The organism is Mycobacterium sp. (genome assembly GCF_035314665.1).
In the GTDB taxonomy this organism is placed as follows: Bacteria; Actinomycetota; Actinomycetes; order Mycobacteriales; family Mycobacteriaceae; genus Mycobacterium.
This window is the reverse complement of the sequence record NZ_DATFZD010000004.1, coordinates 19,301-44,488: the sequence shown is the minus strand read 5'-3', so window position 1 is coordinate 44,488 and position 25,188 is coordinate 19,301. Positions and strand designations below refer to the sequence as shown.

Below are 25,188 nucleotides of genomic sequence, written 5' to 3'. Positions count from 1 at the left end.
CCTCGCCGAGGTCGATCACCTCGACACCATGCCGGGCATGCCGCCGTTCCTGCGCGGACCGTACCCCACCATGTACGTCCTGCGCCCGTGGACGGTCCGGCAGTATGCAGGGTTCTCCACCGCGAAAGACTCGAACGCTTTCTACCGCCGCAACCTCGCGGCCGGGCAGATGGGCCTCAGCATCGCCTTCGACCTGGCGACGCACCGCGGCTACGACTCCGACCATCCGCGCGTGGCCGGCGACGTGGGGAAGGCCGGCGTGGCGATCGACTCGGTCGAGGACATGAAAGTCCTCTTCGACGGCATCCCGCTCGATCAGATATCGGTCTCGATGACGATGAACGGCGCCGTCCTTCCGGTGCTGGCGCTCTTCATCGTGGCGGCCGAGGAGCAGGGCGTGGCCCCGGAGAAGCTCGCCGGCACCATTCAGAACGACATCCTCAAAGAGTTCATGGTGCGCAATACCTACATCTATCCGCCGAAGCCGTCGATGCGCATAATCTCCGACATCTTTGCCTACACCAGCGCCAAGATGCCGAAATTCAACTCGATCTCGATTTCCGGCTACCACATCCAAGAAGCCGGTGCCACAGCGGATCTCGAGCTCGCCTACACCCTGGCCGACGGCGTCGACTACATCAAAGCCGGTTTGGACGCCGAGCTGGACATCGACAAGTTCGCGCCGCGGCTGTCCTTCTTCTGGGGCATCGGGATGAACTTCTTCATGGAGGTGGCCAAGCTGCGGGCAGGCCGGCTGCTGTGGAGCGAGCTGGTCGCGCAGTTCAACCCGAAGAGTTCCAAATCGCTGTCGTTGCGCACCCATTCGCAGACCTCAGGCTGGTCGCTGACCGCCCAGGACGCGTTCAACAACGTCGCGCGCACCTGCATCGAGGCGATGGCCGCAACCCAGGGTCACACCCAGTCGCTGCACACCAACGCACTCGACGAGGCGCTGGCGTTGCCGACGGACTTCTCCGCGCGCATCGCGCGCAACACCCAGCTGGTGTTGCAGCAAGAGTCCGGCACCACCAGGCCGATCGATCCCTGGGCCGGCTCCTATTACGTGGAGTGGCTGACATATCAACTCGCGCAGCGAGCCCGTGCCCACATCGCCGAGGTCGCCGAGCACGGCGGGATGGCGCAGGCCATCAACGACGGCATCCCCAAGCTGCGCATCGAGGAAGCCGCCGCGCGCACCCAGGCCCGCATCGACTCCGGGGCCCAGCCGGTGATCGGGATCAACAAGTACCAGGTCGAAGAGGATCAGGAGGTCGAGGTCCTCAAGGTCGAGAACAGTCGGGTGCGTGCCGAACAGCTGGCCAAACTGCAAGAGCTGCGGGCAAATCGGGACCAGGCGGCCGTCGATGCCGCTCTGGCAGAGTTGTCGCGCGCGGCCGCCGCCCACGGCCGTGCGGGCGAGGATGGACTCGGCAACAATCTGTTGGCACTGGCCGTCGACGCCGCTCGGGCCAAGGCCACGGTCGGCGAGATCTCCGACGCACTGGAGAAGGTTTACGGGCGTCACCAGGCCGAGATCCGCACCATCGCCGGGGTTTACCGCGACGAAGCTGGAAAGGCCGGCAACATGGTCAGCGCCACCGAACTCGTCGAGAAATTCGCCGAGGCCGACGGCCGTCGGCCCAGAATTCTGGTGGCCAAGATGGGTCAGGACGGGCACGACCGCGGGCAGAAGGTGATCGCAACGGCGTTCGCCGACATCGGGTTTGACGTCGACGTCGGCGCGCTGTTCTCCACACCTGACGAGGTGGCCCGCCAAGCCGCGGACAACGACGTGCATGTGGTGGGGGTGTCCTCGCTGGCGGCCGGTCACCTGACCTTGGTGCCCGCACTGCGCGACGCGTTGGCCGAGGTAGGCCGGCCGGACATCATGATCGTGGTCGGCGGGGTCATCCCGCCGGGCGACTTCGACGAGCTGTACGCCGCCGGGGCCACCGCGATCTTCCCGCCGGGTACGGTAATCGCGGACGCGGCAATCGATCTGCTGAAGAAGCTGGCCGAGCGTCTCGGGTACACCCTCTAGCCACATGGCAACTGATAACGGCGGCAGCATCGACGACCTCGCCGCAGCTGTCCGCAGCGGCGACCGTGCGGCGCTGGCGCGAGCCATCACATTGGTCGAGTCGACCCGTCCGGATCATCACCAGCAGGCACAGCAGCTGCTGCTGGCACTGACGCCGACGGCCGGAAACGCTCACCATGTCGGCATCACCGGGGTGCCCGGGGTGGGCAAGTCGACCGCCATCGAAGCGCTGGGCATGTACTTGATCGAGCGCGGACATCGGGTCGCCGTACTGGCCGTTGACCCGTCGTCCACCCGCACCGGTGGATCGATCCTGGGCGACAAGACCCGGATGCCGCGGCTGGCGGTGCATCCGGACGCCTATATCCGCCCGTCACCGACATCGGGCACCCTCGGCGGGGTGGCCAAGGCCACCCGGGAAACCATCGTGTTGATGGAGGCCGCCGGGTTCGACGTGATCCTGGTGGAGACCGTCGGCGTCGGCCAATCCGAGGTGGCGGTCGCCAACATGGTCGACACCTTCGTCTTTTTGACCCTGGCGCGCACCGGCGATCAGCTGCAGGGCATCAAGAAGGGTGTGTTGGAACTCGCCGACATCGTCGTGGTGAACAAAGCCGACGGCGAGCACCTGCGTGAGGCGCGCAAAGCCGCACGCGAGCTTTCCGGAGCGATCCGGCTGATCTATCCACGCGAAACTCTCTGGCGTCCACCGGTTCTCACCATGAGCGCGCTGGAAGGTACCGGGCTGGAGGAGCTTTGGGAGACCGTCGAGCGGCATCAAAAGGTGCTTAGCGAGGCCGGGGAGTTTGAGGCGCGGCGGCGAGCTCAGCAGGTCGACTGGACCTGGCAGATGGTCCGCGACACGGTGCTGGACCGGGTGCTGTCCAACCCCGCGGTCCGCAAAGGTCGTGCCGAAGTCGAGCGGCGGGTGCTCGCTGGGGAATTGACGCCGGCCCTGGCGGCACAGCAAATACTTAAGCTCGCATCGATAACGGAAGGGTAACTTCCAGGTTGTTTGCGGACGCGAACGGTAAATTCAACGGTATGACCCTCGAAGTGGTGGGCAATCGCCGGTCAGTGCTGCCGCGCGGTGTTCACGGCGCAGCCGATCCACACTTTGCCTGCGCGGTGCGCAGCTTCGCCAGCATGTTCCCGCACCGTCGCTTCGGCGGCGGGGCGATGGCGGTCTACCTCGACGGCGAACCCGTCGTCGACGTGTGGACCGGCTGGTCGGACCGGCGCGGGCGGGTGCGGTGGTCGGCTGACACCGCCACCATGGTGTTTTCGGCGACAAAGGGCATGGCCTCGACCGTCATTCACCGGCTCGTCGATCGCGGACTGATCGACTACGACGCGCCCGTCGCCGAGTACTGGCGGGAGTTTGGCGCCAACGGCAAAGCGGATATCACTGTCCGCCAGGTGATGCGGCACCGAGCCGGTCTGTCCGCGCTGCGCGGCGCCAGCAAGGAAGACTTGCTGAATCACGAAGTGATGGAAGACCGTCTAGCGGCGTCGCCCGCTGGTTACGCGTTCGGCAAACCCGCCTATCACGCCTTGACCTATGGCTGGCTGATGTCGGGTCTGGCCCGCGCGGTCACCGGCCAGGGCATGCGCGAGCTCTTCCGCCAGGAGCTGGCGGAACCGCTGCACACCGACGGCATACACCTCGGCCGCCCACCGGTCGACTCACCGACCCGGCCCGCGCAGATCATCATGCCGCAGCGCGCCATTCCCAATCCCGTGTTCAACGCGGTGGCACCGGCAATCGCTGCGTTGCCAATGTCAGGCGGGTTCGGCTCCATGTATTTCCCTGGAATGAAAGCCTTTGTGCAAGGAGATATCCCGATGATGGACGCCGAAATCCCGGCAGCCAATGGCGTGGTCACCGCGCGCGGTCTGGGCCGGATGTACGGTGCGATCGCCAACGGCGGCCAGATCGAGGGCATCCAGTTTCTCTCTCGTGAGCTGGTGGCGGGTCTGACCGGACGAAAGAGTCTGCGACTGGACCGAAACCTCGTGGTGCCATTGGGTTTCCATCTCGGATACCACACGCTGCCGTTCAGCGTGATGCCGGGATTCGGTCACGTCGGGCTCGGCGGCTCGCTCGGGTGGGCCGATCCTGCCAGCGGGCTCGCGGTCGGTTTCGTGCATAACCGGCTGCTGTCTCCGTTCGTGGTAACGGATCACGCCGGTTTCGTCGTGACGAACGCTTTGATCCGCCGAGCCGCCGACACGGCCCGCAGACGCGGGTTTGAGAGGGTGGCCGACTTCGGTTCACCCTTCTCCGAGCCGGGGGCCGTTGCCGGTTAACGGTTTACGCGATTTTCCCAGCGGCTCATGACACCGCCGACGAGAGACTCCCGAGTTGCTCGGTTGCCGGTCAGCGAGGCCAAGGCCGCCGCCGACGAAGCCGGCGTACCCGATTACATGGCCGAGCTCGCCATCTTCCAGGTGCTGCTGAACCATCCCAAGCTGGCGTGCGCCCTCAACGACCTGCTCGCCACCATGCTCTGGCGCGGGATGCTGGACTCGCGGCTGCGCGAACTGCTCATCATGCGCATTGGCTGGCTCACCGCCAGCGATTACGAATGGACGCAGCATTGGCGGGTGGCCCAGGGGCTTGGGGTCAGCGCTGAAGACTTGCTTGGCGTCCGCGATTGGCAGGCCTACCCGGCGTTCGGGCCCGTGGAGCGGGCAGTGCTGGCGGCCACCGACGACGTGGTGCGCGACGGCGCGGTGAGCGCCGACAGCTGGGCGGCGTGTCAGCGCGAATTGGGTGCCGACCCGGCCCTGCTGGTCGAGCTTGTCACCGCGATCGGTGCGTGGCGAATGGTCGCGTCGATCCTGCACAGCCTGCAGGTTCCGCTGGAAGACGGCTTAGCGAGCTGGCCACCGGACGGCCAGCCGCCGACCCGTTAAGAAACTGTAAAGAGTGATTGACGCGTCAGTCACTGACTCATAGGTTCCCGGCATGCGCACCAGAGTCGCCGAGATGCTCGGCGTCGAGTTCCCGATCTGCGCGTTCAGCCACTGTCGGGATGTGGTGGCCGCCGTGTCCAATGCGGGCGGGTTCGGCATCCTCGGTGCCGTCGCGCACAGCCCGAGGCAGCTGGATAGCGAACTGACCTGGATCGAGGAGCAGACTCACGGCAAGCCGTACGGCGTCGACCTGTTGCTGCCGCACAAATACGTCGGCGCCGACCGGGGCGGGATCGACGCCCGGCAGGCGCGCGAGCTGTTGCCCGAACAGCATCGGGCATTCGTCGACGACCTGCTGGTCCGCTATGGCATCGCCGTCCCCACCGACGAGGAGCGTCTACCGCCCGGCGAGCTCAACATCTCGCCCAAGGGCTACGAGCCACTGCTGGACGTCGCCTTCGCTCACCGCATCCGGCTGATCGCCAGCGCGCTGGGCCCGCCCCCGGCCGACCTGGTCCGACGGGCCCATGACCACGATGTACTGGTAGCTTCGTTGGCCGGAACCACCCAGCACGCCAGGCGGCACGCCGAGGCCGGCGTCGACTTGATCGTGGCCCAGGGCACCGAGGCCGGCGGACACACCGGCGAGGTGGCGACGATGGTGCTGGTCCCCGAGGTGGTCGATGCGGTGGCTCCGGTGCCGGTGTTGGCCGCAGGCGGGATCGCCCGCGGCCGTCAGATCGCCGCGGCGTTGGCCTTGGGCGCCGAAGGCGTGTGGTGCGGGTCGGTCTGGCTGACCACCGAGGAAGCCGAGACGCAGACCGTCGTCAAGGACAAGTTCCTGGCCGCCACGTCGTCGGACACCGTGCGATCACGATCGTTGACCGGCAAGCCCGCCCGCATGCTGCGCACCGCCTGGACCGACGAGTGGGAGCGGCCCGGCAGTCCCGACCCGCTCGGCATGCCGCTGCAGAGTGCGCTGATCGGCGACCCGCAGGTGCGCATCAACCAGGCTGCCGGCCAGCCTGACTCCAAGGCTCGCGAGCTGGCCACCTACTTCGTCGGCCAGGTTGTCGGTTCGCTGAACAAAGTGCAACCGGCGGGATCGGTGGTGCTGGACATGGTTTCGGAGTTCATCGACGCCGTCGGACGTCTCGACGAGTTCATCGATGGTGACTGACGGCACCCGCACGCGTCGGCGCCCCGCGGTCAGTGCAGAGGACAAGTCGCGGCGGCGTGATGAGATCATGGCCGCTGCCAAGAAAGTCTTTGCCCGCAACGGCTTTCACGCCACCACGATCGCCGAGATCGCCAACGAGGCGGAGCTGGCCTACGGCTCGGTGTACTGGTATTTCGACTCGAAGGACGACTTGTTCCACGAGTTGATCGCCGCCGAGGAGTATGCCCTGCGCACTCACGTTGCGGTCGCGCTGGCCCAGAGCGGCGCACGATTCGGCTACGCAGAGGCGCCATTTCGCGCCATCTTGTGCGCGACGTTCGAATTCTTCGAAGCCAATCCGGCGACCGCCAAGCTACTGTTCCGCGATGCCTATGCGCTGGACAGCCGCTTCGACCAGCACCTCGGCGGCATTTATGAGCGATTCATCAACGACATCGCAACTCTTATCGCCGCCGCCCAGCAGCGCGGCGAAGTGGTAGCCGCGCCGCCCCGGTTGGTCGCCTACACGCTGACGGCGCTGATCGGTCACATGGCCCACCGGCGGCTGACCACCGACGACGGCATCTCCGCGGCCGAAGCCGCCGATTTCGTCGTCTCGCTGGTCATCAAGGGGTTGCGCCCGTCCGAGGGGTGAGGTGCGCATCGAGACGGTCACGAACTTATAACGGCTGGTCAGGGCCCTAACGCCGCTCAGAAAACTTTCAGGTGTGGCGAATTGACCCGGGCGGAATGTTCGTGCATCATCGACGGGGTAAGCACCTCGTTAGGTGAGGCGTCTACGCGGATACAGGCCACTGACCCCGAACGTCGAGAGACGCCCAGGGTCAGGACAGCTCCTCCCGGCTTAAGGGTTGAGCCCAAGTGGCTTCCGGAATCTCCGGACACGCCGTGTATTGCCAAAGCTGTGACGAGTGGGGTGCGGTTTCCCGAGTTTTCGGGTTCTCCATGCTCCTGCTTGCGTGTGAATTGTGCGATAACCCGCACGTGGCGCGACCGCGAGGAGGTGAGGGACGAATGAGTTCCAGTTCTAGTCCGGATCGATATCCGGGCTCTGTGTCGTCCCGATCCGGCCCCCGGGCGCGTCGCTCGTAGCTGAGCCTTCTTTGGCCTAGACAGCACGTTGCCTCATCGGACGCCGATTCGGACGGACATCGAATCCCGTTATGCCCGTTTGACTTTCCGCCGAGGAGGCGATCATGACCGCGGTACCGTACGACGAAGTGGTAACGGCGGCGCCCGCACGCTGGCTCAGGGCAGTGCCTGCCCCAACGCCGATGCCAGTGCCCGCGCCGAAGCGGACCTCCAGGCGGCCCCAAGACCAGCTGGAGCAGCTCATCGGCGGCGACCCGTTGGTGGTGGGAGCCGCGCGGTTGCTCTGCGTTCCGTTGCGCCAGCTCTACGCCGCGCTGTGGCGCGCCGGCGTGTTGGAGGTTGGCGCCTAACAAACGTCCGGCGACGATGCGGGCCGTGTACGGCCCGAGGAGGAGGCGGACAGCGCTAACGACTGTCGCTCCCGGCACTTGAGGTGTGTTGTCCCTCGGTGCCGGGAGCGTCGTCATTGTTGAGCCGCGATCAGGGCGGATAGTCCGTTCCGATAAGCGATGAGGCTGTGCCGCCAGGCGATCTGGACCGGCCCGCCGCTGTCGACGTTGATTTGGGCGCCAACGTGCACGTAGGGCGTCGGCGGGACGTACGGCACGATGTCGAGAAAGTTCACCACCCGAAAACAGCTCTCGATGGCGGCGTTGAACGCGTCGGCGAAGTCGTTCAATCCGACCCGCGGGCCGGCAAACGTGATCAGCCGGGGTTCGATCTTGTTCGGCGGCATGCTCCGGAAGACGTCCGGCGCCGCAAGCACGGCCAGTGCCGCACCGAGGCTGTGCCCGGTGATCAGGATCTGATTACAGCCGGCTGCCGCGGTGGCCAAGTTCGCGGCGATGCTTTTCCGGGCAAGTTCGTAGACGTCCTGAAAGCCCGCGTGCACCTGCCCGAAGCCGGCGACCGGAAGGTAGTCATCGGGGACGGCGTCGAGGTCCGCGAGCCAATCCTCGACGTCCGAAGTGCCGCGAAATGACACAAATGCGGTGCCGGTGGTCGGGTTACGGCCCATCAGCCCGAAGATGTCGGTGTTCTTGATCATCGCAGTCACCGCGGGGTGGGGGCTCGCCATCGCGGTGAGCACGGCGGCGTCGGCCTGGATCAAACTGGTCTGGGCGTAACCGGACGGGAGGGTGGCCGTGCCACCACCCATCACCATGTAAGCCGCCTCCGCCAGCGGCAACACCACGTCGCGAGCAAATGCCGCGTCAAACGCCACAGCCGCAGTGTAGGAAAACCGCTCCGAGATTCATGGATCTTCGGCCGCGAGCCGGCGGTAGCGTTGACCTGTCCGCCAACAACCGGTGCAAAGGGGGCCCGTCATGGCGACCGATCTGACGCTCTATCTCGACGATGAGCCGGGGGAGCTGGCCCTGATCGGCGACGTGCTGGGCAAGGCGGGCGTCAACATCGCCGGTTTGTGCGCCTTGACCAGCGGGGGCGGGCACGCGGAGGTGCACATCCTGGTGCACGATGCCACCTCCGCCTTCGAAGCGCTGGAGGGCGCCGGCATCAAGATCGCCGAGGAGCAAGAGGTAATCGTCCTCGACATCACCGACCGCCCCGGCGCGCTGGGCGAAGTCGTCCACAAACTCGGCGCCGCGAAGATCAACCTGGAAACCGCTTATCTCGCCACCAACACCCGTTTGGTGCTTGGCGCGGACAATCTCGCCGACGCCAAGGCCGCGCTGGCCTGAGGTTGATTTGCCGCGGCCCGTAGAATCACCTGCAGCGGCGTCGATCCGGCGATCACCGGGGAGCCTTCGGAAGAACAGCCGGCTTCTGGTTTAGAGCCGGCCCAGTAGACCCGAACGGGCAGGGCCCGTCACAGCCTTCCAACGAGCGGCCACGCCCAGGCGTGGCAAGCGGGGTGGTACCGCGGCGTTCGCGCACCGGCGCAACGTCGTCCCCGGCCGAAGAGCCGCACATGGAGACGACGCACGCAGTGACCGACAACGCCTACCCCAAGCTGGCCGGCGGTGCACCTGACTTACCGGCGCTGGAACTCGAGGTCCTCGACCATTGGGCGAGCGATGACACGTTCCGGGCCAGCATCGCACGACGAGCCGACGCCCCGGAGTACGTGTTCTACGACGGACCGCCGTTCGCCAACGGCTTACCGCACTACGGTCACCTGCTCACCGGCTACGTCAAGGACATCGTGCCGCGGTATCGCACCATGCGCGGCTACAAGGTGGAGCGCCGCTTCGGCTGGGACACCCACGGACTGCCGGCCGAACTCGAGGTCGAACGACAGCTCGGGATCACCGACAAGTCCCAGATCGACGCGATGGGCATCGCGGCGTTCAACGAAGCCTGCCGCGAATCGGTGTTGCGCTACACCGACGAATGGCAGGCCTATGTGACCCGTCAGGCCCGATGGGTGGACTTCGCCCACGACTACAAGACGCTCGATCTGCCCTACATGGAATCGGTGATCTGGGCGTTCAAACAGCTGTGGGACAAGGGCTTAGCGTACGAGGGCTACCGGGTGCTGCCGTACTGCTGGCGGGACGAAACCCCGCTGTCCGACCACGAGCTGCGGATGGACGACGACGTCTACCAGAGTCGGCAAGACCCGGCGCTCACCGTCGGATTCGCCGTGCCGGACGGCCAGCTCGCGGGCGCTCACCTGCTGGTGTGGACGACCACACCGTGGACCCTGCCGTCGAACCAGGCGGTCGCCGTCAATCCCGACGTCACCTACGTGCAGGTGCGGGCGGGGGAGCGCCGCCTGGTTCTGGCCGAGGCCCGACTGGCCGCCTATTCGCGAGAATTGGGCGACGAACCGGAAGTGCTGGGCAGTTACCGCGGCAGCGATCTGGTGGGCATCGGCTACCTGCCGCCGTTCCCGTATTTCATGGACTCGCCCAACGCCTTTCGGGTGCTCGCCGCCGACTTCGTCACCACCGACGACGGAACCGGCATCGTGCACCTGGCGCCGGCCTACGGCGAGGACGACAAGGATACCGCCGACAAAGCCGGCATCGTGCCGGTGACGCCCGTCGACGCCAAGGGCCGATTCGACACCACCGTGCCGGATTACCAAGGCCAGCACGTCTTCGACGCCAATCCGCACATCATTCGGGACCTGAAAAACCACACCGGTCCGGCGGCGGCCAACGGTGCGGTGCTGATTCGCCAAGAGACGTACGATCACCCGTATCCGCACTGCTGGCGGTGCCGCAATCCGCTGATCTACCGCGCGGTGTCGTCGTGGTTCGTTAAAGTCAGCGAATTCCGGGACCGCATGGTTGAGCTCAACCAGCAGATCACCTGGTATCCGGAGCATGTCAAGGACGGTCAGTTCGGCAAGTGGCTGCAAGGTGCCCGCGACTGGTCGATCTCGCGAAACCGCTACTGGGGCACGCCGATTCCGGTCTGGCTTTCCGACGACCCGGCCTATCCCCGTATCGACGTCTACGGGAGCCTCGAGGAGCTGGAGCGCGATTTCGGCGTGCGTCCCGACAACTTGCACCGGCCGTACATCGACGAGCTGACCCGGCCCAATCCCGACGACCCGACCGGGCGGTCGACGATGCGGCGCATCGCCGATGTCTTCGACGTATGGTTCGATTCCGGCTCGATGCCCTACGCCCAGGTGCACTATCCGTTCGAGAACCGCGACTGGTTCGAGACTCATTACCCGGGCGACTTTATTGTCGAGTACATCGGGCAGACCCGCGGCTGGTTCTACACGCTGCACGTGCTGGCCACCGCGCTGTTCGACCGACCGGCGTTCAAAACCTGTGTGGCGCATGGCATCGTGTTGGGCAGCGACGGCCAGAAGATGAGCAAATCGCTGCGCAATTATCCCGACGTCAGCGAGGTGTTCGACCGCGACGGCTCCGACGCCATGCGCTGGTTTTTGATGGCGTCGCCAATCCTGCGCGGCGGGAACTTGATCGTCACCGAACAGGGTATTCGCGACGGCGTACGTCAGGTGCTGCTGCCGTTCTGGAACGCCTACAGTTTCCTGGCCCTCTACGCGCCGAAAGTCGGTACTTGGCGCACTAATTCACCGCATGTCCTCGACCGCTACATCCTGGCAAAGCTTGCGGTGCTGCGCGACGACCTGACCGCCGCGATGGACGTCTGCGACATCTCCGGGGCATGCGAGCAGCTGCGGCAGTTCACCGAGGCTCTGACGAATTGGTATGTGCGACGGTCCCGCTCGCGGTTTTGGGAAGAAGATCCCGACGCCATCGACACGCTGCACACCGTACTCGAAGTGACGGCAAGGCTGGCCGCGCCGCTGTTGCCGATAACAACCGAGATCATCTGGCGGGGTGTGACTGCCGAGCGGTCGGTGCACCTGAGCGACTGGCCGGAGGCCGGCGTGCTGCCTGCGGACGCCGAACTAGTTATCGCGATGGATCAGGTGCGCGAGGTGTGCTCGGTGGCGTCGTCGCTGCGTAAGGCGAAGAAGTTGCGGGTGCGGCTGCCGCTGCAGAAACTCACGGTGGCCGTGGACAATCCACAGCGGCTGGAACCGTTCACGGATTTGATCGCCGACGAGCTCAACGTCAAGAAGGTCGAACTCACCGAGGACATCGACAGCTACGGTCGTTTCGAGCTGACCGTGAACGCCCGGGTCGCCGGGCCGCGACTGGGTAAGGATGTGCAGGCGGCGATCAAGGCGGTCAAGGCCGGCGAGGGAGTCGTCAACGCCGACGGCACGCTGACCGCGGGCCCGGCGGTGCTGCAACCCGACGAGTACAGCTCCCGGCTGGTGGCCGCCGACCCCGACTACACCGCCCCGCTACCGGGCGGGGCCGGGCTGGTGGTGCTGGACGCCACCGTGACGCCCGAGCTCGAGGCCGAGGGCTGGGCCAAGGATCGCATTCGCGAACTGCAGGAGCTACGCAAGTCGACCGGGCTGGACGTCTCCGACCGGATCAGCGTGGTGATGTCGGTGCCGCCGCAACGCGCCGACTGGGCCGAAACGCATCGCGACCTGATCGCCGGGGAAATCCTCGCTACCAGTTTCGAATTCGGCGAGCCAGGGTCGGGCGCCGCGGAGATCGGTGACGGCGTGCGGGTCTCACTCGCCAAGGCCGCAGGGCGCGGTACAGATCTGCCGGTCACGGAGTTTCACGGCTAGCTCTTTATGTGGTCTTTTATGAGACCATCGCAAATCCGCAACCGACCTTCTCCGGATTCTCGAGCCCGTGAGTTGCTTAGTCGTCGGTGACGATGCGGCAATCCGACTTCGCGGTCAACGATGAGGGCACCTGTGTGCCAAAGCGAAACTCCATGCCATCAAGACCAGCGAGGTAAACACTGTGAAACCCCGGATTGTCGTGGAAGGCGTCATAGTACGTCGCGCCCAAGCGGGCAGCGCCTCCTTTGACAATCTGAAGAGCCCGCAACCATCCGTCGTCAGGAATAGGGCAGCTGAAGACGACGTCTTGACACACCGCTCGGCTGCCGGCGGTACATGCGCGAAGGCGGGGTCAGTGCACGAGGCTCTCAAAAGTCTGTCGGAATCACCCTGAATGCCGAGGGCTCCTTGCGGAGTGTCTGACCGCCTATTCTTAGAGCACCCTGGAAACGCTGGGGCCCGGGATCGGCGGAGGGTCGCATGACGGCCATAGCACATCCGCGCCGCCGTCGACCATCTGTTTCGCGACGAACACCTGCTGGCCTGGGGCATTCCTGCGACGGGTGTATTGGTGGAAATGCTGCTCGATCGCGGGGCCGCCGCCGATACGGCCGAAGCCCGGGCCGCGATCGAGCGGTTGGCAGCCGCACGAGCCGATGAGGGTCTGGTGATGCGTGAAACTTGGCTGTTGCGGCTGCGCGCACTGTTGGCACGAGCCCACGGCGACGACACCGCCTATCGCGACTATCGGGATCGCTACCGCGACATGGCCAAAACGCTTGGTTTCCAAGGGCATATCGCATGGGCCGAGGCGACATCGTAACGGCGGTCGATCGGCAGTCCTTGTCCGGCCGTGTCGCGGAACGGACTGGTGGAGGAGGAAGCGGTGGATCATCCGATTCCTGACGTACCCGTGACCATCACGGTTTTGGTTGTATCCGTAGCTGTTGTGTTCACCGTGTGGGTGCCGGTGATTATGTATCGCGCTGCGATACGTCATGGTCGTTCGATCAGTGAGTCGCTGAGGCCGGCGGGTGTCCTTTTGGCCGTCTTCGCAATCTGGTTCGGCTTGTCAGCGGGATGCACCCGGGTTGAGGCTTTTCACGATGGTCCGGACCGGCCACCCTGGCTCGTCTACTTATTCTTCGCGCTCGTCATCATTGGACCCATTGCGGTGGCACGCTGGTCATCGTTGGATGAGCTGTTGGCCGATCGGCGAACGCTCGCCGAGCTGCTCATCACACAGACCGCTCGTTGGTTGGGGTGTGTGTTCCTGGTGTTGGAGGTCGGCGGTCAGCTTCCCGGTTTCTTCGCCTACCCAGCCGCGTTCGGCGACATCTCCGTCGGTGTCACTGCCTGCGTCGCCGTGATCGCCCTGATCTGGTCGACCTCGGCCAGTATTCCCGTTGCCTGGTCGGTGCTCGGCCTTCTTGATTTCGTCGGGGCGGTGGGCACCGGATTCCTGGCATCCCAAGCTCTCGCCGTGGTGCATACCGACCCACCGACGTCGGCGTTCACCCAATGGCCGATGGTCCTTTTCCCGGCCTACCTGGTGCCCTTCTCGACCATCCTGCACATCACCACGATCCGCGTGCTGCTGACAAACCGGAGGGGCGGTCAGGATTGAACGTACGTCCGTTACCACGTCGGCGATGGGGGCCCGACGATTGCGCTCACCTCAGACTTTTCTGCGGACGAGAGTGCCTTCCGTCTCCTGCTGTACCGACTGCGCGCGGCCACTGGCCAGCGAGTCCAGGGCCGCATCGACGACAGCGTTGTTGGCATACCCGTCGTAGGCCGACGGTCCGGTGTTCGACCCTGCGGCCACTGCTGCCAGCCACGCGGCGTCCTGAGCGCGATAGGCGCCGTGGAAGCGTTCCATCCAATCGGCGGCGAGGGCCGGCGAGTCGAGGGTAACTGAACTACCGCTGCCGACGACCTCGCAGCCGATGTCGTAATGCATCCCCGGCCCGCGGCCAAGCTCGATAACGCCGACGACACCCGACTGGGAGGTCAGTGTGAGGACAACGGTGACGGTGGATCCATCTCGGCTGGTTTTAGCTACCAATGCAACCTGTTTGATCTCCTCACCGGTGAGCCAACGGAACGCATCGATGTCGTGGGAGGCAGAGCTCGATACGAGTTGTTGGTCATCAAACGTGATGACAGCCAAGGGATTATGGTGGCGCTGACTGATCAGGACGGGTTCACCAACGCGGCCGGATTGCAAAGTGCGATAGATGTTCTGGTAGTCGGGATCGAAGCGGCGCATGAAGCCGACTTGTACCAGCCGGTGACCGGTCGCACGTTCGGCGTTGACCAACTGCAGCGACTGGTCTGCTGACGTGGTAAGCGGTTTCTCGCAAAGAACAGACAGGCCACGCTCGATGCACGCGTGCACGATCTCGCGGTGGGTGTCGTCAGCGGTCGCCACTACCACGGCGTCGACGTCGGCGTTCTGTACGCAGTCCAGGGCGTCGTGAAAAACAGCGGCGGCCGGCACATCAGCAGCGGCGCGTTCGGCGAACGGTACGTGGCTGTCGGCAACCGCGCCGATCTGCGCCCGCGGCTGCAGGCTTTTGAAGATAGCCAGGTGCGCCATTCCCATATTTCCCAGCCCGATCAGGGCGAGCCGCACCGGCGCGGTGCGAGGTGGGTGCGGCTGGCTGACCGCTGGTGTGTTCAGCGGACCGCCTGTAGTGCCCGGCGGGCGTGTGGCCAGAATGGCATGCCGGCCACAATCGTGCCGCCGACAGCGATGAGGCCGACGGCGGCGTCGACGCTCTCGCGGCCGTCGGTCGACCAGTAGACGTCCTGCAGGTCAAGCAGCAGAGCCAACTCGTCGACGATCATCGCGTTCGCCGACCCGAAGGCGATCGCGGCCATGGGGTGGCGCCGCTGCTGCTCTGATCCACGCAGGCCCACCGCCGCCACCGTCGACAGCAGTGCAATCCCGATGTTGTAGTGATGAAAGTGCTTGCCGCCCAGGCTTACACCTCCGCCCGACGGCCCGTGGCCGGCACGGATCCAATGGGTGAGCGCGCGCAGGCCGATAAAGGTGACGGTGAACGACGTCCAGGCCAATACCGTGGCCTGCTCACCGGGTTCGAGCCGCGCGTGCCATTCGTCGCGAACCCGCACCCACCATCGCCTGTCCCGTTGGTCGGGATGCTCTGCAGGGGCCGAGCCTCGGCCCGTCGGGGCTTCCATCAATTGGCCTTGCTCGCGTGCCAGCGCAGCCGGTGACCGTTGGCCTCGACACGCACATCGTCAAAACCCGCTTTCCGCAACCGCTCCGGGAACGTTCGCGGATGTACTGGGTTGCAGGTGTCGCGAAAATGCAAGAGGCGGAACAGGGTCGAGTCCGCACTGTCGCTGCCGGCGAACACACCGCCGGGACGCAGCACCCGAAATGCCTCGGCGAACAACCGGTCCTGCAGCTCGGGCGTCGGAACATGGTGCAGCATGGTGAAACACACCACCGAGCTGAACTCGTCGGACGGCAGGCCGGTGTCGGTTCCGTCGCCTTGGATGATCCGGGCCCGGTCGCCGTACTTGCCCTTCAGCCGATCCGCCATCGGCTGGTCGATCTCGACAGCGGTGTAGTGCGGCGCTTTGTCGATCAGCACCCGGATGTTGGCGCCGTAACCGGGCCCGATCTCCAGCACGTTGTCGCCGAGATCGACGTCGCCGAGAACCCACGGCAGCGGCGTGTCTTCGACAGCCTTGAAGTAGCGGTCGGAACTGCAACACATGCGGTGGCACAAGTTCATCGCCATGGAATCAGACGCTAGCCCAAATAGCATCGACAATTGTGGACTCGCGCTGGGTGCTGCACCTCGACATGGACGCGTTCTTCGCGTCCGTCGAGCAGCTCACCCGGCCCACGTTGCGGGGCCGTCCAGTGCTGGTCGGCGGGCTGGGCGGGCGCGGCGTGGTGGCCGGCGCGAGCTACGAATCCCGGGTGTTCGGGGCCCGGTCGGCCATGCCGATGCACCAGGCGCGCCGATTGGTCGGCGTGACGGCGGTGGTGCTGCCGCCGCGCGGCGCGGTCTACGGAGTCGCCAGCCGCCGGGTCTTCGACACCGTGCGCGCGGTGGTGCCCGTCGTCGAGCAGCTCTCCTTCGATGAGGCGTTCGGCGAGCCGCCGGAACTGGTAGGCGCGTCGGCGGCCGATGTCGAGGACTTCTGCGAGGAGCTGCGGCGACGGGTGCGCGAGGAGACCGGCCTGGTCGCCTCGGTCGGCGCGGGCTCGGGTAAGCAGATCGCCAAGATCGCGTCGGGTATCGCCAAGCCCGACGGGATCCGGGTGGTCCGGCAGGCCGAGGAGCCACAGCTGCTGGGCGGCCTCGCGGTGCGCAGACTCTGGGGAATCGGGCCGGTGGCCGAGGAGAAGCTGCACCGGCTCGGCATCGAGACAATCGGGGAGTTGGCGGCGCTGAACGAAGCGGAAGTGGCCAGCATCCTGGGTGTGACGATCGGGCCCGCGCTGCACCGGTTGGCCCGCGGGATCGACGACCGCCCGGTCGCCGAGCGCGCCGAGGCCAAGCAGATCAGCGCCGAATCCACCTTCGCGGCCGATTTGACCACGCTCGACGAGTTGCGCGAGGCGGTCGGCCCGATCGCCGAGCACGCCCACCAACGGTTGTGCCGCGACGGCCGCGGCGCCCGCACCGTCACGGTCAAGCTGAAGAAATCCGACATGAGCACGCTGACCCGCTCGGCCACGCTGCCGTACGCGACCACCGACGGTGCCGCGCTGGCGGCGCTGGCCCGGCGGCTGCTGCTCGATCCACACCAGATCGGGCCGATTCGCCTACTCGGCGTGGGGTTTTCCGGGCTCAGCAACGTCCGCCAAGAGTCGCTGTTCCCCGATCTGGAGTTGACGATGTCGGGTGCCGACGCGCCGACGGACGCGGCGACGGTCGAGCCCGACAAGGCCACCCCGCGGGCGGATGAGGCCACTGGGTGGCGGGTGGGTGACGACGTAACACACCGCGACCTCGGGCACGGTTGGGTGCAAGGCGCCGGCCACGGCGTGGTCACGGTGCGATTCGAAACCCGCGGCTCGGGACCGGGCCTGGCCCGAACGTTTCCGTCCGACACCACGGAGATCGTGCCGGCGAACCCGGTCGACAGTCTCGACTGGCCCGACTACGTCGCTGCGCTGAGCGAGAACACCTCAGCGCAGCCGGTCGACGACGTCGCGCAGCGGTAGCCGCGCTGCCAGCGCCGCCATCGCCAGCACCCTCGCCTGACTCGGCGGCAGCCCCGACACCATCACCGCGCCCGCGTCGGCGAGCTCCCGCCCCGGGCCGTAATCGGGGCGGACGCGTCCGCCGGGAACCCGGGTGGACACCGCTACCAGCACTCCGTTGCTGCAGTGTCGCCGTACCCCGTTGACCACCGCGGCCCCGGCGTTGCCCGCACCCAGCGATTCCAGCACGACACCGCCGGCACCGGCCGCCACACAGGCATCCATGGCCACGGCGTCACTGCCCGGGTAGGCCGCGATGATGTCGACCCGAGGGGCATTTGCCGCGCTCAGCTCGCCCAGGAATGCGCGTTGCTTGGGCCGGTTGAGCACCCCGCCGTGCGCGCTGCCGAGCAGTTCGCCGACGAAACCGTCCTGTGTCGCCACCTTGCGAAGACCCAAAGGCCTCAGCACGCGGCCGGCGAAGCACACCAGCACACCCAGATCGCGGACGCCGGGATCCGACGCCACCGCAATGGCGTCCCGCAGATTTGCCGGGCCGTCCGCGTCGGGCGCGTCCGCGCTGCGCATGGCGCCGGTGAGCACCACCGGAACATCGCCGGCGTAGACGATTTCCAGCCACAGCGCCGTTTCCTCGAGGGTGTCGGTGCCGTGTGTCACGACCACGCCTTCGGCACCGCCTTGGGCCGCAGCCCGCACTGCCGCAGCGATCACATCCCAGTCGGGTGGGGCCAGCTGTGAGCTGTCTAGGGCCAGGACGTCGACGACATCGACGTCCAGGCCGTCGGTCAGCTGCGCGCCGCTTCGCGTCGGCCGCCGCGCCCCGTCGGCGTCGGTAGTCGTAGCGATAGTCCCACCGGTGGCGATGACGGTCACGCGGCTCATGGGAGAGATCATCCCGCATCTCCGCGCGGCGGAGCCGGGCGCGGCGGGTCGCCGCCGAACGATGTAGTGGATGATGTAGGAGTGACTGACGAAACAACGGGACCGGCCGAGCCGGTGACCGGGGCACCGACGGGCGAGGAGACCGACGCTCCCGCGCCGCGACGGCGACTGCCCCTGCTGCTGTCGGTCGCTGCTGTCGTGCTGGCGCTGGACATCGTCACCAAAGTCCTTGCCGTCAAACTGCTCACCCCCGGGCAGCCGGTGCCGATCATCGGTGACACCGTCACCTGGACGCTGGTCCGCAATTCCGGCGCCGCGTTTTCGATGGCGACCGGATACACCTGGATGCTGACGCTGATCGCCACCGGCGTCGTGGCCGGGATCTTCTGGATGGGACGGCGGCTGGTGTCGCCGTGGTGGGCCATCGGCCTCGGGATGATTCTGGGCGGGGCCACGGGAAACCTGGTCGACCGGTTTTTCCGATCACCGGGCCCACTGCGCGGACATGTCGTGGACTTCTTGTCGATTGGCTGGTGGCCGGTGTTCAACGTCGCCGACCCGTCGGTGGTCGGCGGGGCGATCCTGCTGGTCACGCTGTCGGCGATGGGCTACGACTTCGACACTGTCGGCCGGCGCAAAGCGGACGACGCGGTCGACCCTGCCGCCGCGCCCGACGGCACCGAAACACCGGGCGCGCCCGCCGCGGGCGTCCGCGGCGACGAGCCCCAGGACGGCGCCGTTGACGTGTCTAAGGCAGACCAGCGGTAGCGGCGCTTGTGACCGACCGATCGATGCCGGTGCCGGAGGGCCTGGCGGGAATGCGTGTGGACGCCGGGCTGTCCCGGCTGCTGGGTCTGTCGCGCACCGCCGCCGCTGCGCTGGCCGAAGACGGCAGTGTCGAATTGGACGGCGTAGCGGCCGGCAAGTCGGATCGTCTGGCCGCGGGGGCGTGGCTGGAGGTGCGGCTGCCCGAGCCGCCCGCGCCGTTGGAGAACACACCCGTCGAGATCGAGGGCATGACGATCCTGTACTCCGACGACGACATCGTGGCGGTCGACAAACCGGCCGGCGTCGCCGCGCATGCGTCGGTGGGCTGGACCGGGCCGACAGTGCTCGGTGGGCTGGCCGCGGCCGGTTACCGGATCACCACGTCCGGTGTGCACGAGCGGCAGGGCATCGTGCATCGCCTCGACGTCGGCACCTCCGGAGCCATGGTGGTCGCGATCTCCGAGCGGGCGTACACCGTGCTCAAGCGCGCGTTCAAGCAGCGCACGGTCGACAAGCGTTACCACGCGCTGGTGCAAGGACACCCGGATCCGTCCAGCGGCACGATCGATGCGCCGATCGGCCGTCACCGCGGCCATGACTGGAAGTTCGCCGTCACCGCAGCCGGCCGGCACAGCCTGACTCACTACGACACCATCGAAGCCTTCGTTGCCGCGAGTCTGCTCGACGTGCATCTGGAAACCGGCCGTACACACCAGATTCGGGTGCATTTCGCGGCGCTGCATCACCCCTGCTGCGGCGACCTGACCTATGGCGCCAACCCGAAGCTCGCGAAAAAGCTTGGGCTGGAACGTCAATGGCTGCACGCCCGATCGTTGGCGTTCACCCATCCCGCCGACGGAAGGCAAATGGAGATCGTCAGCCCCTACCCGCCGGATCTGCAGCACGCATTGGACGTGTTACGCGACGAGGGCTAGTTTCGCGGCCGACGTGGGTTGCCCTTAGCCTCTTCCATCCATTGCTTTTCGACTCGGCCGATTTCCAGCGACAGCAGTACGACTGTCTGGTTGTCGCAACTGATTTCGTGCGCGTTGCGGTATTTTGCGGTCTCGCCAGTATTGGGCAGATGGGGGCGCAGGCCCTCGAACCATTCGTCGCCCACGACGTTCGGCGGGTCATGGTCGCGAGGGCCGGCGGCCCACTGGCGGTAGCCATCTCGCGCACCTGCCAAGCCGGCCCGCCACCGGGCAATCGCGTCAGCGCGCTGCGAATGCAGGTTGGCCATCAGCTGGTGTTTCTGCTCCGAGTGCGCGTTCATCCACGGGAACCACGTGTCGGTGACAAGCCGGACAATGCCCAAGGCGCCCGCTGTTGACGCGCCGGCCACCAGACCCATCACGCCCATGCCCGCCATGCTCATGGTGCTGATCGTTGCATGAATAGGCGTGGTGACGATGCGTTGTCGATTAGGTGCGGTGTCAATCGTCATTCAGGTGTCATCATCGACCCAGAAAGGACACCACTATGCAGTACTGCCTGCTCATGCACTATCCGGAGGGCCCGGAGATCGGCCTGACCGAGGAGGACATGGCGCCGGCGCGCGCAGCGTTCGCCCGCTATGCCGACGACCTCGACGCCGCCGGCGTGCTGATCGGCACACAAGTGCTGCAGTCGGCCGTCGCCTCGACGACGTTCACCGCGCGCGACGGCACTCCCACGATCCAGGACGGCCCGTTCGCCGACACCAAAGAGCGCCTCGGCGGGGTATTCGTCATCGATGTCCCCGACCTGGACGCCGCATTGGCATGGGCCAAGCGCTGCCCGGCCGTCGACTGGGGATCCGTCGAGATCCGTCCCGTCGCGGTCACCTATGCCAGCGGCAAAGGCTGGTACACCCCTGAGTGAGGCGCGGACCCGAGTCGCCGAGCTGGTTGGCGCCAGCTACGGCCGACTGCTGGCGTTGCTCGCCGCGCGGAGCGGCGACATTGCCGCCGCCGAGGACGCCATCGCCGACGCCCTGGAGCGTGCCCTGACCCGATGGCCGGCCGACGGCATTCCCGCCAACCCGGAAGGCTGGGTACTGACCGTGGCCCGCAACCGGCTGCGCGACCATTGGAAGTCGCACGCCTACCGGATGACCGACCCGTTGCCCGAAATTGTTTGCGACGCAACTGAGTTGGACGTCGACGCGATTCCCGACCGGCGGCTGGAGCTGATGCTGGTGTGCGCTCACCCGGCGATCGCCGCCTGCCGCACGCCCTTGATGCTGCAGACCGTGCTGGGCGTCGACGCCGCGGCGATCGCGGAGGCGTTCGCGGTGCCCGCAGCCACGATGGCGCAGCGGCTGGTTCGCGCCAAGCGCCGGATCCGCGACGCCCGCATCCCGTTCGTGTTGCCGGGCCGCGCCGACCTCGACGAGCGGTTGCCCGCGGTGCTGGAGGCGGTCTACGGCGCGTACGCGATCGACTGGCCGGCGGCGGGTGCTGGAATCGAATCGTTGTGCGCGGAGGCGCTTCATCTCGCGCTGGTGCTCGCCGAGCTACTGCCCGACGAACCCGAGGCGCTGGGTCTGGCGGCGCTGGTGTGCTTGTCGGAGTCGCGTCGAGCCGCCCGGCGCACCGGCGGTGGCGTGTTGGTGCCGCTGGACGAACAGGACCCGGCGATGTGGGACTCGACGCTGATCGCCCGCGGCGAGGCTCTGCTGGACCGGGCCCACGGCTTGGGTCGGCCGGGCCGCTACCAATACGAGGCCGCGATCCAGTCGGCACATTGCAGCAGGCCGGTGGACTGGTCTGCGCTGCGTCGCCTGCATCGTGCTTTGCTTCGGGTCGCGCCGTCATTGGGTGGGGCGGTTGCCCTGGCCGCCGTCGATGCCGAGATCGACGGACCCGATGCGGGTTTGCGGACGCTGGATGCGATCACCGATCCGGCGGTGCAGCGGTTTCAGCCGGCGTGGACGACGCGCGGGCACCTGCTGGCCCGAGCCGGCCGGCAGGTGGCCGCCGCGGAGGCCTACCGGCGAGCCATAGACCTGACCAGCGAGCCCGCGGTGGCCGAATACCTGCGCGCGCAGCTGGCCGCGCTACCGCAATGAGGTTCGCCGAGCGTGCGGTCGACGCGAGACCCAGGCCGACAGAATTCGCGGACGAGGCACGCTCGGCGAAGCGCGAGGGGTGATCAGACGTGGGCCGTGGCGTGGTCCGATGCGATGTCGGCGGCCAGTGGTGCAATGACGCCAAGGATTTCGGCGATCGTCGTCTCGGGCACGCCGGCCGCGGTGAGCGAGTCCTTCAGGTGTCCGGCAACCCGGTTGAAGTGGTGGATCGTGATCCCGCGGCCCTTGTGAACGTGCTTCATCGGTGCGCCGGCGTATGCCTCGGGGCCGCCGAGCGCGCCGGCGAAGAATTCGACCTGCTTGCGTTTCAGCCGTCGCATGTCCGACTCGGCGTAAAAGCTTGACAGGTGATCGTCCTCAAGCACGCGGCAGTAGAAGTCCTCGACGATGACTTCGAGGGCCTGGTGGCCGCCGATCTTGTCGTAGATGGTGTCGGTCTTGTGCTTGCGGAAAAGGGTGAGCATTCCCATGCCGATAGCGGACCATCCGGCGATTGCCCGGCAGTTAGGGCGTCGTCACCGAGCGATTACCCGGCGTAACAACCGGATTGCCACAGAATCACCAGAACTCGGCACCCGGTGTAGCAGACTCGGTGGGGAATCCACGGAGAACATCACGGGGAGCGAGAAACCTATGAATCTGGGTGACCTGACCGGTCTCGTCGAAAAGCCGTTCGCCGCGGTGTCCGACCTCCTCAACACCCCGAACTCGGCGGGCCGATATCGACCGTTCTACCTCCGTAACCTGCTCGACGCGGTGCAGGGGCGCACCCTGGACGACGCTGTCGACGGCACGATCACCCTGATCACCGGCGGATCGTCGGGCATCGGCGAAGCAGCGGCGAAGAAGATCGCGGAAGCCGGCGGCGAGGTGGTCCTGGTCGCGCGTACCCAGGAAAACCTGGAAAAGGTCGCCGACGGAATCCGCAGCAGTGGCGGCACCGCGCATGTCTACCCGTGCGATCTGTCCGACATGGATGCCATCGCCGCGATGGCCGACAAGGTGCTCGCCGATATCGGCGGCGTCGACATTCTCATCAACAACGCCGGACGGTCGATTCGGCGCTCGCTGGCGCTGTCCTACGACCGGATCCACGACTACCAGCGGACGATGCAGCTGAATTACCTCGGCGCGGTACAGCTGATCCTCAAGTTCATCCCCGGCATGCGAGAGCGCGGGTTCGGACAGATCATCAACGTGTCCTCGGTCGGGGTGCAGACCCGCGCGCCGCGGTTCGGAGCCTATATCGCCAGCAAGGCAGCGTTGGACAGCCTGTGCGATGCGCTGCAGGCCGAGGTCGTCAGCGATGACATTAAGTTCACCACCGTGCATATGGCGCTGGTGCGTACGCCGATGATCAGCCCGACCAAGATGTATGACAAGTTCCCGGCGCTGACGCCGGACCAGGCGGCCGGCGTGATCACCGATGCGATCGTGCACCGACCCCGGCGGGCCAGCTCACCGTTCGGGCAGCTCGCCGTCGTCGCCGACGCCGTGAACCCGGCCGTCATGGACCGGGTGCGCAACCGCGCGTTCGGCATGTTCGGTGACTCGTCGGCGGCCAGGGGAGACGAATCCGACAGCCGCGCACCGGAATTCGATGCGCGAAGCGAGACGTTCGTGCGGGCTACCCGCGGAATCCACTGGTGAGGCGATCATGGGTCTTCCGAAACCAAGCAACCAGGCACCCATTGTCGTCACCGGTGCCTCCTCGGGCATCGGCACCGAGCTGGCCGGCGGTCTGGCCCGGCGCGGTTATCCGCTGGTGCTGGTCGCCCGGCGTCGGGAACGCCTCGATGAACTCGCCGACGAGCTGCGCACCCAGTACTCCGTTGGGGTCGATGTCATGCCTCTGGACCTCGGCGACGCCGGGTCGCGAAAACAACTGGCCGAGCGGCTGCGCAGCGAACCGGTCGCCGGCTTGTGCAACAGCGCCGGCTTCGGCACCAGCGGGGTCTTCCAGACACTGCCGATCGAACGGGAAAGCGAAGAAGTCGTCCTCAACTCACTGGCGTTGATGGAACTCACCCATGCCGTGCTGTCCGGCATGGTCGAGCGCGGAGCCGGGGCGGTGCTCAACATCGCATCGATCGCGGGGTTCCAGCCGATTCCCTACATGGCCGTCTATTCGGCCACCAAGGCGTTTGTGCAGACCTTCTCCGAAGCCGTCCACGAGGAGCTGCACGGAACGGGCGTCTCGGTCACGGTGTTGTGTCCGGGCCCGGTGCCCACCGAGTGGGGCGAGATCGCCAATGCCGAGCGGTTCAGCATCCCCCTTGCGCAGGTCTCGCCGCACGACGTCGCCGAAGAGGCCATCGGCGGGATGCTGTCCGGCAAGCGCAGCGTGGTGCCGGGCGTCGTGCCGAAGGCCGTGAGTATTGGCGGCAGATTCGTGCCGCGCACCCTGTTGCTGCCCGGGATCCGGATCGGAAACCGCTTCCGCGGCGGACCCAGCCGCTGATGGCCGCTGTCGACATGGCCGCCGACGTGCCGATGAGCCCTGAAGAAATGTGGGACCACGTCTCCGACCTGTCCAATCTGGGTGATTGGCTGGTGATGCACGAGGGATGGCGCAGCGAACTGCCCGATGAGTTGAGCAAAGGAACGCAGGTCATCGGCGTCGCGCGCGCCAAGGGTCTCCGCAACCGGGTGACATGGACGGTGACCACGTGGGAGCCGCCGCATCGGGTCGCGCTCTCGGGATCCCGGTAAGGGCGGCGCGAAGTACTCGGTCACGCTTACCGTGAAGCCCACAAAACAGGGGTCTGCCCTGGGTTTACGCCTTGAGCTGGGTGGGCGTCCGTTGTTCGGCCCGGTGGGCTCGGCTGCGGCTCGCGCCGTCAAAGGAGACGTCGAGAAATCGCTGAAGCAGTTCGTCACGCTGTACGGGTAACGGCCGCAAGAC

25 protein-coding genes, 2 pseudogenes and 1 riboswitch are annotated in these 25,188 nt (G+C 66.4%); of the genes and pseudogenes, 19 read left to right on the top strand and 8 right to left on the bottom strand.

From position 1 onward, the window contains the following. The 7 genes from scpA to VKI00_RS00300 form a co-directional block, all read left to right on the top strand. Nucleotides 1-2,041: methylmalonyl-CoA mutase (gene scpA, locus VKI00_RS00330; protein WP_324434372.1), on the top strand; the 2,041-nt coding region annotated here is incomplete at its 5' end. 4 nt (nt 2,042-2,045) lie between these two features. Further along, nucleotides 2,046-3,044, top strand: a complete 999-nt coding sequence (gene meaB, locus VKI00_RS00325) for a methylmalonyl Co-A mutase-associated GTPase MeaB (RefSeq protein WP_324434371.1) — start codon at nt 2,046-2,048, stop codon at nt 3,042-3,044. Between the two features lie 41 nt (nt 3,045-3,085). After that, a complete protein-coding gene (locus tag VKI00_RS00320; RefSeq protein ID WP_324434370.1) occupies nt 3,086-4,351 on the top strand; it encodes a serine hydrolase domain-containing protein in 1,266 nt (421 codons plus the stop codon). Nucleotides 4,352-4,378: 27 nt separating this feature from the next. Continuing rightward, nucleotides 4,379-4,960 carry a carboxymuconolactone decarboxylase family protein gene (locus VKI00_RS00315; RefSeq protein ID WP_324434369.1) on the top strand — a complete coding sequence of 194 codons (582 nt, stop codon included), beginning with the start codon at nt 4,379-4,381 and terminating at the stop codon, nt 4,958-4,960. Nucleotides 4,961-5,012: 52 nt separating this feature from the next. Further along, nucleotides 5,013-6,140: a nitronate monooxygenase family protein gene (locus tag VKI00_RS00310; protein ID WP_324434368.1), complete on the top strand. Its 1,128-nt coding sequence runs from the start codon at nt 5,013-5,015 to the stop codon at nt 6,138-6,140. Next, nucleotides 6,130-6,774, top strand: coding sequence for a TetR/AcrR family transcriptional regulator (locus VKI00_RS00305; protein ID WP_324434366.1), 645 nt, complete (start codon nt 6,130-6,132; stop codon nt 6,772-6,774). Before VKI00_RS00310 ends, VKI00_RS00305 begins: the two co-directional genes overlap by 11 nt. A 118-nt stretch (nt 6,775-6,892) precedes the next feature. Then, nucleotides 6,893-7,063, top strand: a riboswitch (M-box (ykoK) riboswitch). 273 nt (nt 7,064-7,336) lie between these two features. Beyond that, on the top strand, nt 7,337-7,582 hold the full coding sequence (locus VKI00_RS00300; RefSeq protein WP_324434365.1) for an Rv1535 family protein: 246 nt from the start codon (nt 7,337-7,339) through the stop codon (nt 7,580-7,582). 113 nt (nt 7,583-7,695) lie between these two features. Here the strand turns inward: VKI00_RS00300 and VKI00_RS00295 are convergent, their stop codons facing one another. Continuing rightward, nucleotides 7,696-8,457, bottom strand: a complete 762-nt coding sequence (locus tag VKI00_RS00295) for a lipase family protein (protein WP_324434363.1) — start codon at nt 8,455-8,457, stop codon at nt 7,696-7,698. Between the two features lie 103 nt (nt 8,458-8,560). On the opposite strand from VKI00_RS00295, the gene VKI00_RS00290 reads away from it, so the two are divergent. Next, nucleotides 8,561-8,935, top strand: a complete 375-nt coding sequence (locus VKI00_RS00290; protein WP_324434361.1) for an amino acid-binding protein — start codon at nt 8,561-8,563, stop codon at nt 8,933-8,935. 248 nt (nt 8,936-9,183) lie between these two features. After that, a complete protein-coding gene (ileS, locus tag VKI00_RS00285; RefSeq protein WP_324434378.1) occupies nt 9,184-12,342 on the top strand; it encodes an isoleucine--tRNA ligase in 3,159 nt (1,052 codons plus the stop codon). Nucleotides 12,343-12,418: 76 nt separating this feature from the next. On the opposite strand, the pseudogene VKI00_RS00280 reads toward ileS, so the two are convergent. Continuing rightward, nucleotides 12,419-12,664, bottom strand: a pseudogene (locus VKI00_RS00280) (LppA family lipoprotein); the annotation flags it as partial. Between the two features lie 255 nt (nt 12,665-12,919). Between VKI00_RS00280 and VKI00_RS00275 the strand changes: the two are divergent. Together VKI00_RS00275 and VKI00_RS00270 are read left to right on the top strand one after the other, a co-directional pair. Next, a complete protein-coding gene (locus VKI00_RS00275) occupies nt 12,920-13,165 on the top strand; it encodes a hypothetical protein (RefSeq protein WP_324434359.1) in 246 nt (81 codons plus the stop codon). Nucleotides 13,166-13,228: 63 nt separating this feature from the next. Next, nucleotides 13,229-13,969 (top strand): hypothetical protein, encoded by a 741-nt coding sequence (locus VKI00_RS00270; protein WP_324434357.1) that lies wholly within the window; start codon nt 13,229-13,231, stop codon nt 13,967-13,969. 51 nt (nt 13,970-14,020) lie between these two features. On the opposite strand, the gene VKI00_RS00265 is transcribed toward VKI00_RS00270, so the two are convergent. Genes VKI00_RS00265 through VKI00_RS00255 form a run of 3 tightly spaced genes read right to left on the bottom strand, consistent with a single transcriptional unit; the run spans nt 14,021 to nt 16,121 of the window. Then, complete coding sequence (locus tag VKI00_RS00265) at nt 14,021-14,980, bottom strand: Gfo/Idh/MocA family oxidoreductase (RefSeq protein ID WP_324434355.1); 960 nt, start codon at nt 14,978-14,980, stop codon at nt 14,021-14,023. Nucleotides 14,981-15,024: 44 nt separating this feature from the next. After that, nucleotides 15,025-15,552 (bottom strand): hypothetical protein, encoded by a 528-nt coding sequence (locus VKI00_RS00260; RefSeq protein ID WP_324434353.1) that lies wholly within the window; start codon nt 15,550-15,552, stop codon nt 15,025-15,027. After that, entirely contained in the window at nt 15,552-16,121 is a 570-nt protein-coding gene (locus VKI00_RS00255; protein WP_324434351.1) for a class I SAM-dependent methyltransferase, read from the bottom strand. Before VKI00_RS00255 ends, VKI00_RS00260 begins: the two co-directional genes overlap by 1 nt. Nucleotides 16,122-16,171: 50 nt before the next feature. Here VKI00_RS00255 and VKI00_RS00250 point away from each other — a divergent pair, with 50 nt between their 5' ends. Further along, a complete protein-coding gene (locus VKI00_RS00250; protein ID WP_324434376.1) occupies nt 16,172-17,560 on the top strand; it encodes a DNA polymerase IV in 1,389 nt (462 codons plus the stop codon). Here VKI00_RS00250 and VKI00_RS00245 read toward each other — a convergent pair. Beyond that, nucleotides 17,525-18,442 carry an asparaginase gene (locus VKI00_RS00245; RefSeq protein WP_324434349.1) on the bottom strand — a complete coding sequence of 306 codons (918 nt, stop codon included), beginning with the start codon at nt 18,440-18,442 and terminating at the stop codon, nt 17,525-17,527. The two genes, VKI00_RS00250 and VKI00_RS00245, sit on opposite strands and share 36 nt — an antisense overlap. A gap of 81 nt (nt 18,443-18,523) precedes the next feature. Between VKI00_RS00245 and lspA the strand changes: the two genes are divergently transcribed. Both lspA and VKI00_RS00235 read left to right on the top strand, forming a co-directional pair. Beyond that, entirely contained in the window at nt 18,524-19,210 is a 687-nt protein-coding gene (gene lspA / locus VKI00_RS00240) for a signal peptidase II (RefSeq protein WP_324434347.1), read from the top strand. Between the two features lie 8 nt (nt 19,211-19,218). Beyond that, nucleotides 19,219-20,145 (top strand): RluA family pseudouridine synthase, encoded by a 927-nt coding sequence (locus VKI00_RS00235; RefSeq protein WP_324434345.1) that lies wholly within the window; start codon nt 19,219-19,221, stop codon nt 20,143-20,145. Here the strand turns inward: VKI00_RS00235 and VKI00_RS00230 are convergent. Next, a complete protein-coding gene (locus VKI00_RS00230; protein ID WP_324434343.1) occupies nt 20,142-20,657 on the bottom strand; it encodes a hypothetical protein in 516 nt (171 codons plus the stop codon). The two genes, VKI00_RS00235 and VKI00_RS00230, sit on opposite strands and share 4 nt — an antisense overlap. Nucleotides 20,658-20,692: 35 nt before the next feature. Here VKI00_RS00230 and VKI00_RS00225 point away from each other — a divergent pair, with 35 nt between their 5' ends. Beyond that, complete coding sequence (locus VKI00_RS00225; RefSeq protein WP_324434342.1) at nt 20,693-21,073, top strand: YciI family protein; 381 nt, start codon at nt 20,693-20,695, stop codon at nt 21,071-21,073. Further along, nucleotides 21,039-22,262 carry an RNA polymerase sigma factor gene (locus VKI00_RS00220; RefSeq protein WP_414687081.1) on the top strand — a complete coding sequence of 408 codons (1,224 nt, stop codon included), beginning with the start codon at nt 21,039-21,041 and terminating at the stop codon, nt 22,260-22,262. The genes VKI00_RS00225 and VKI00_RS00220 overlap by 35 nt, the downstream gene beginning before the upstream one ends. Before the next feature lie 83 nt (nt 22,263-22,345). On the opposite strand, the gene VKI00_RS00215 is transcribed toward VKI00_RS00220, so the two are convergent. Then, a complete protein-coding gene (locus tag VKI00_RS00215; protein ID WP_324434341.1) occupies nt 22,346-22,753 on the bottom strand; it encodes a group 1 truncated hemoglobin in 408 nt (135 codons plus the stop codon). Nucleotides 22,754-22,916: 163 nt separating this feature from the next. Between VKI00_RS00215 and VKI00_RS00210 the strand changes: the two genes are divergently transcribed. The 3 genes and pseudogenes from VKI00_RS00210 to VKI00_RS00200 all read left to right on the top strand — a co-directional run bounded on the left by VKI00_RS00210 (nt 22,917) and on the right by VKI00_RS00200 (nt 25,176). Beyond that, nucleotides 22,917-23,933 carry an SDR family NAD(P)-dependent oxidoreductase gene (locus tag VKI00_RS00210; protein WP_324434340.1) on the top strand — a complete coding sequence of 339 codons (1,017 nt, stop codon included), beginning with the start codon at nt 22,917-22,919 and terminating at the stop codon, nt 23,931-23,933. A gap of 7 nt (nt 23,934-23,940) precedes the next feature. Next, entirely contained in the window at nt 23,941-24,744 is an 804-nt protein-coding gene (locus VKI00_RS00205; RefSeq protein WP_324434338.1) for an SDR family oxidoreductase, read from the top strand. Next, nucleotides 24,744-25,176 (top strand): annotated as a pseudogene (locus tag VKI00_RS00200) (type II toxin-antitoxin system Rv0910 family toxin). The gene VKI00_RS00205 and the pseudogene VKI00_RS00200 overlap by 1 nt, the downstream one beginning before the upstream one ends. Nucleotides 25,177-25,188 lie beyond the last annotated feature (12 nt).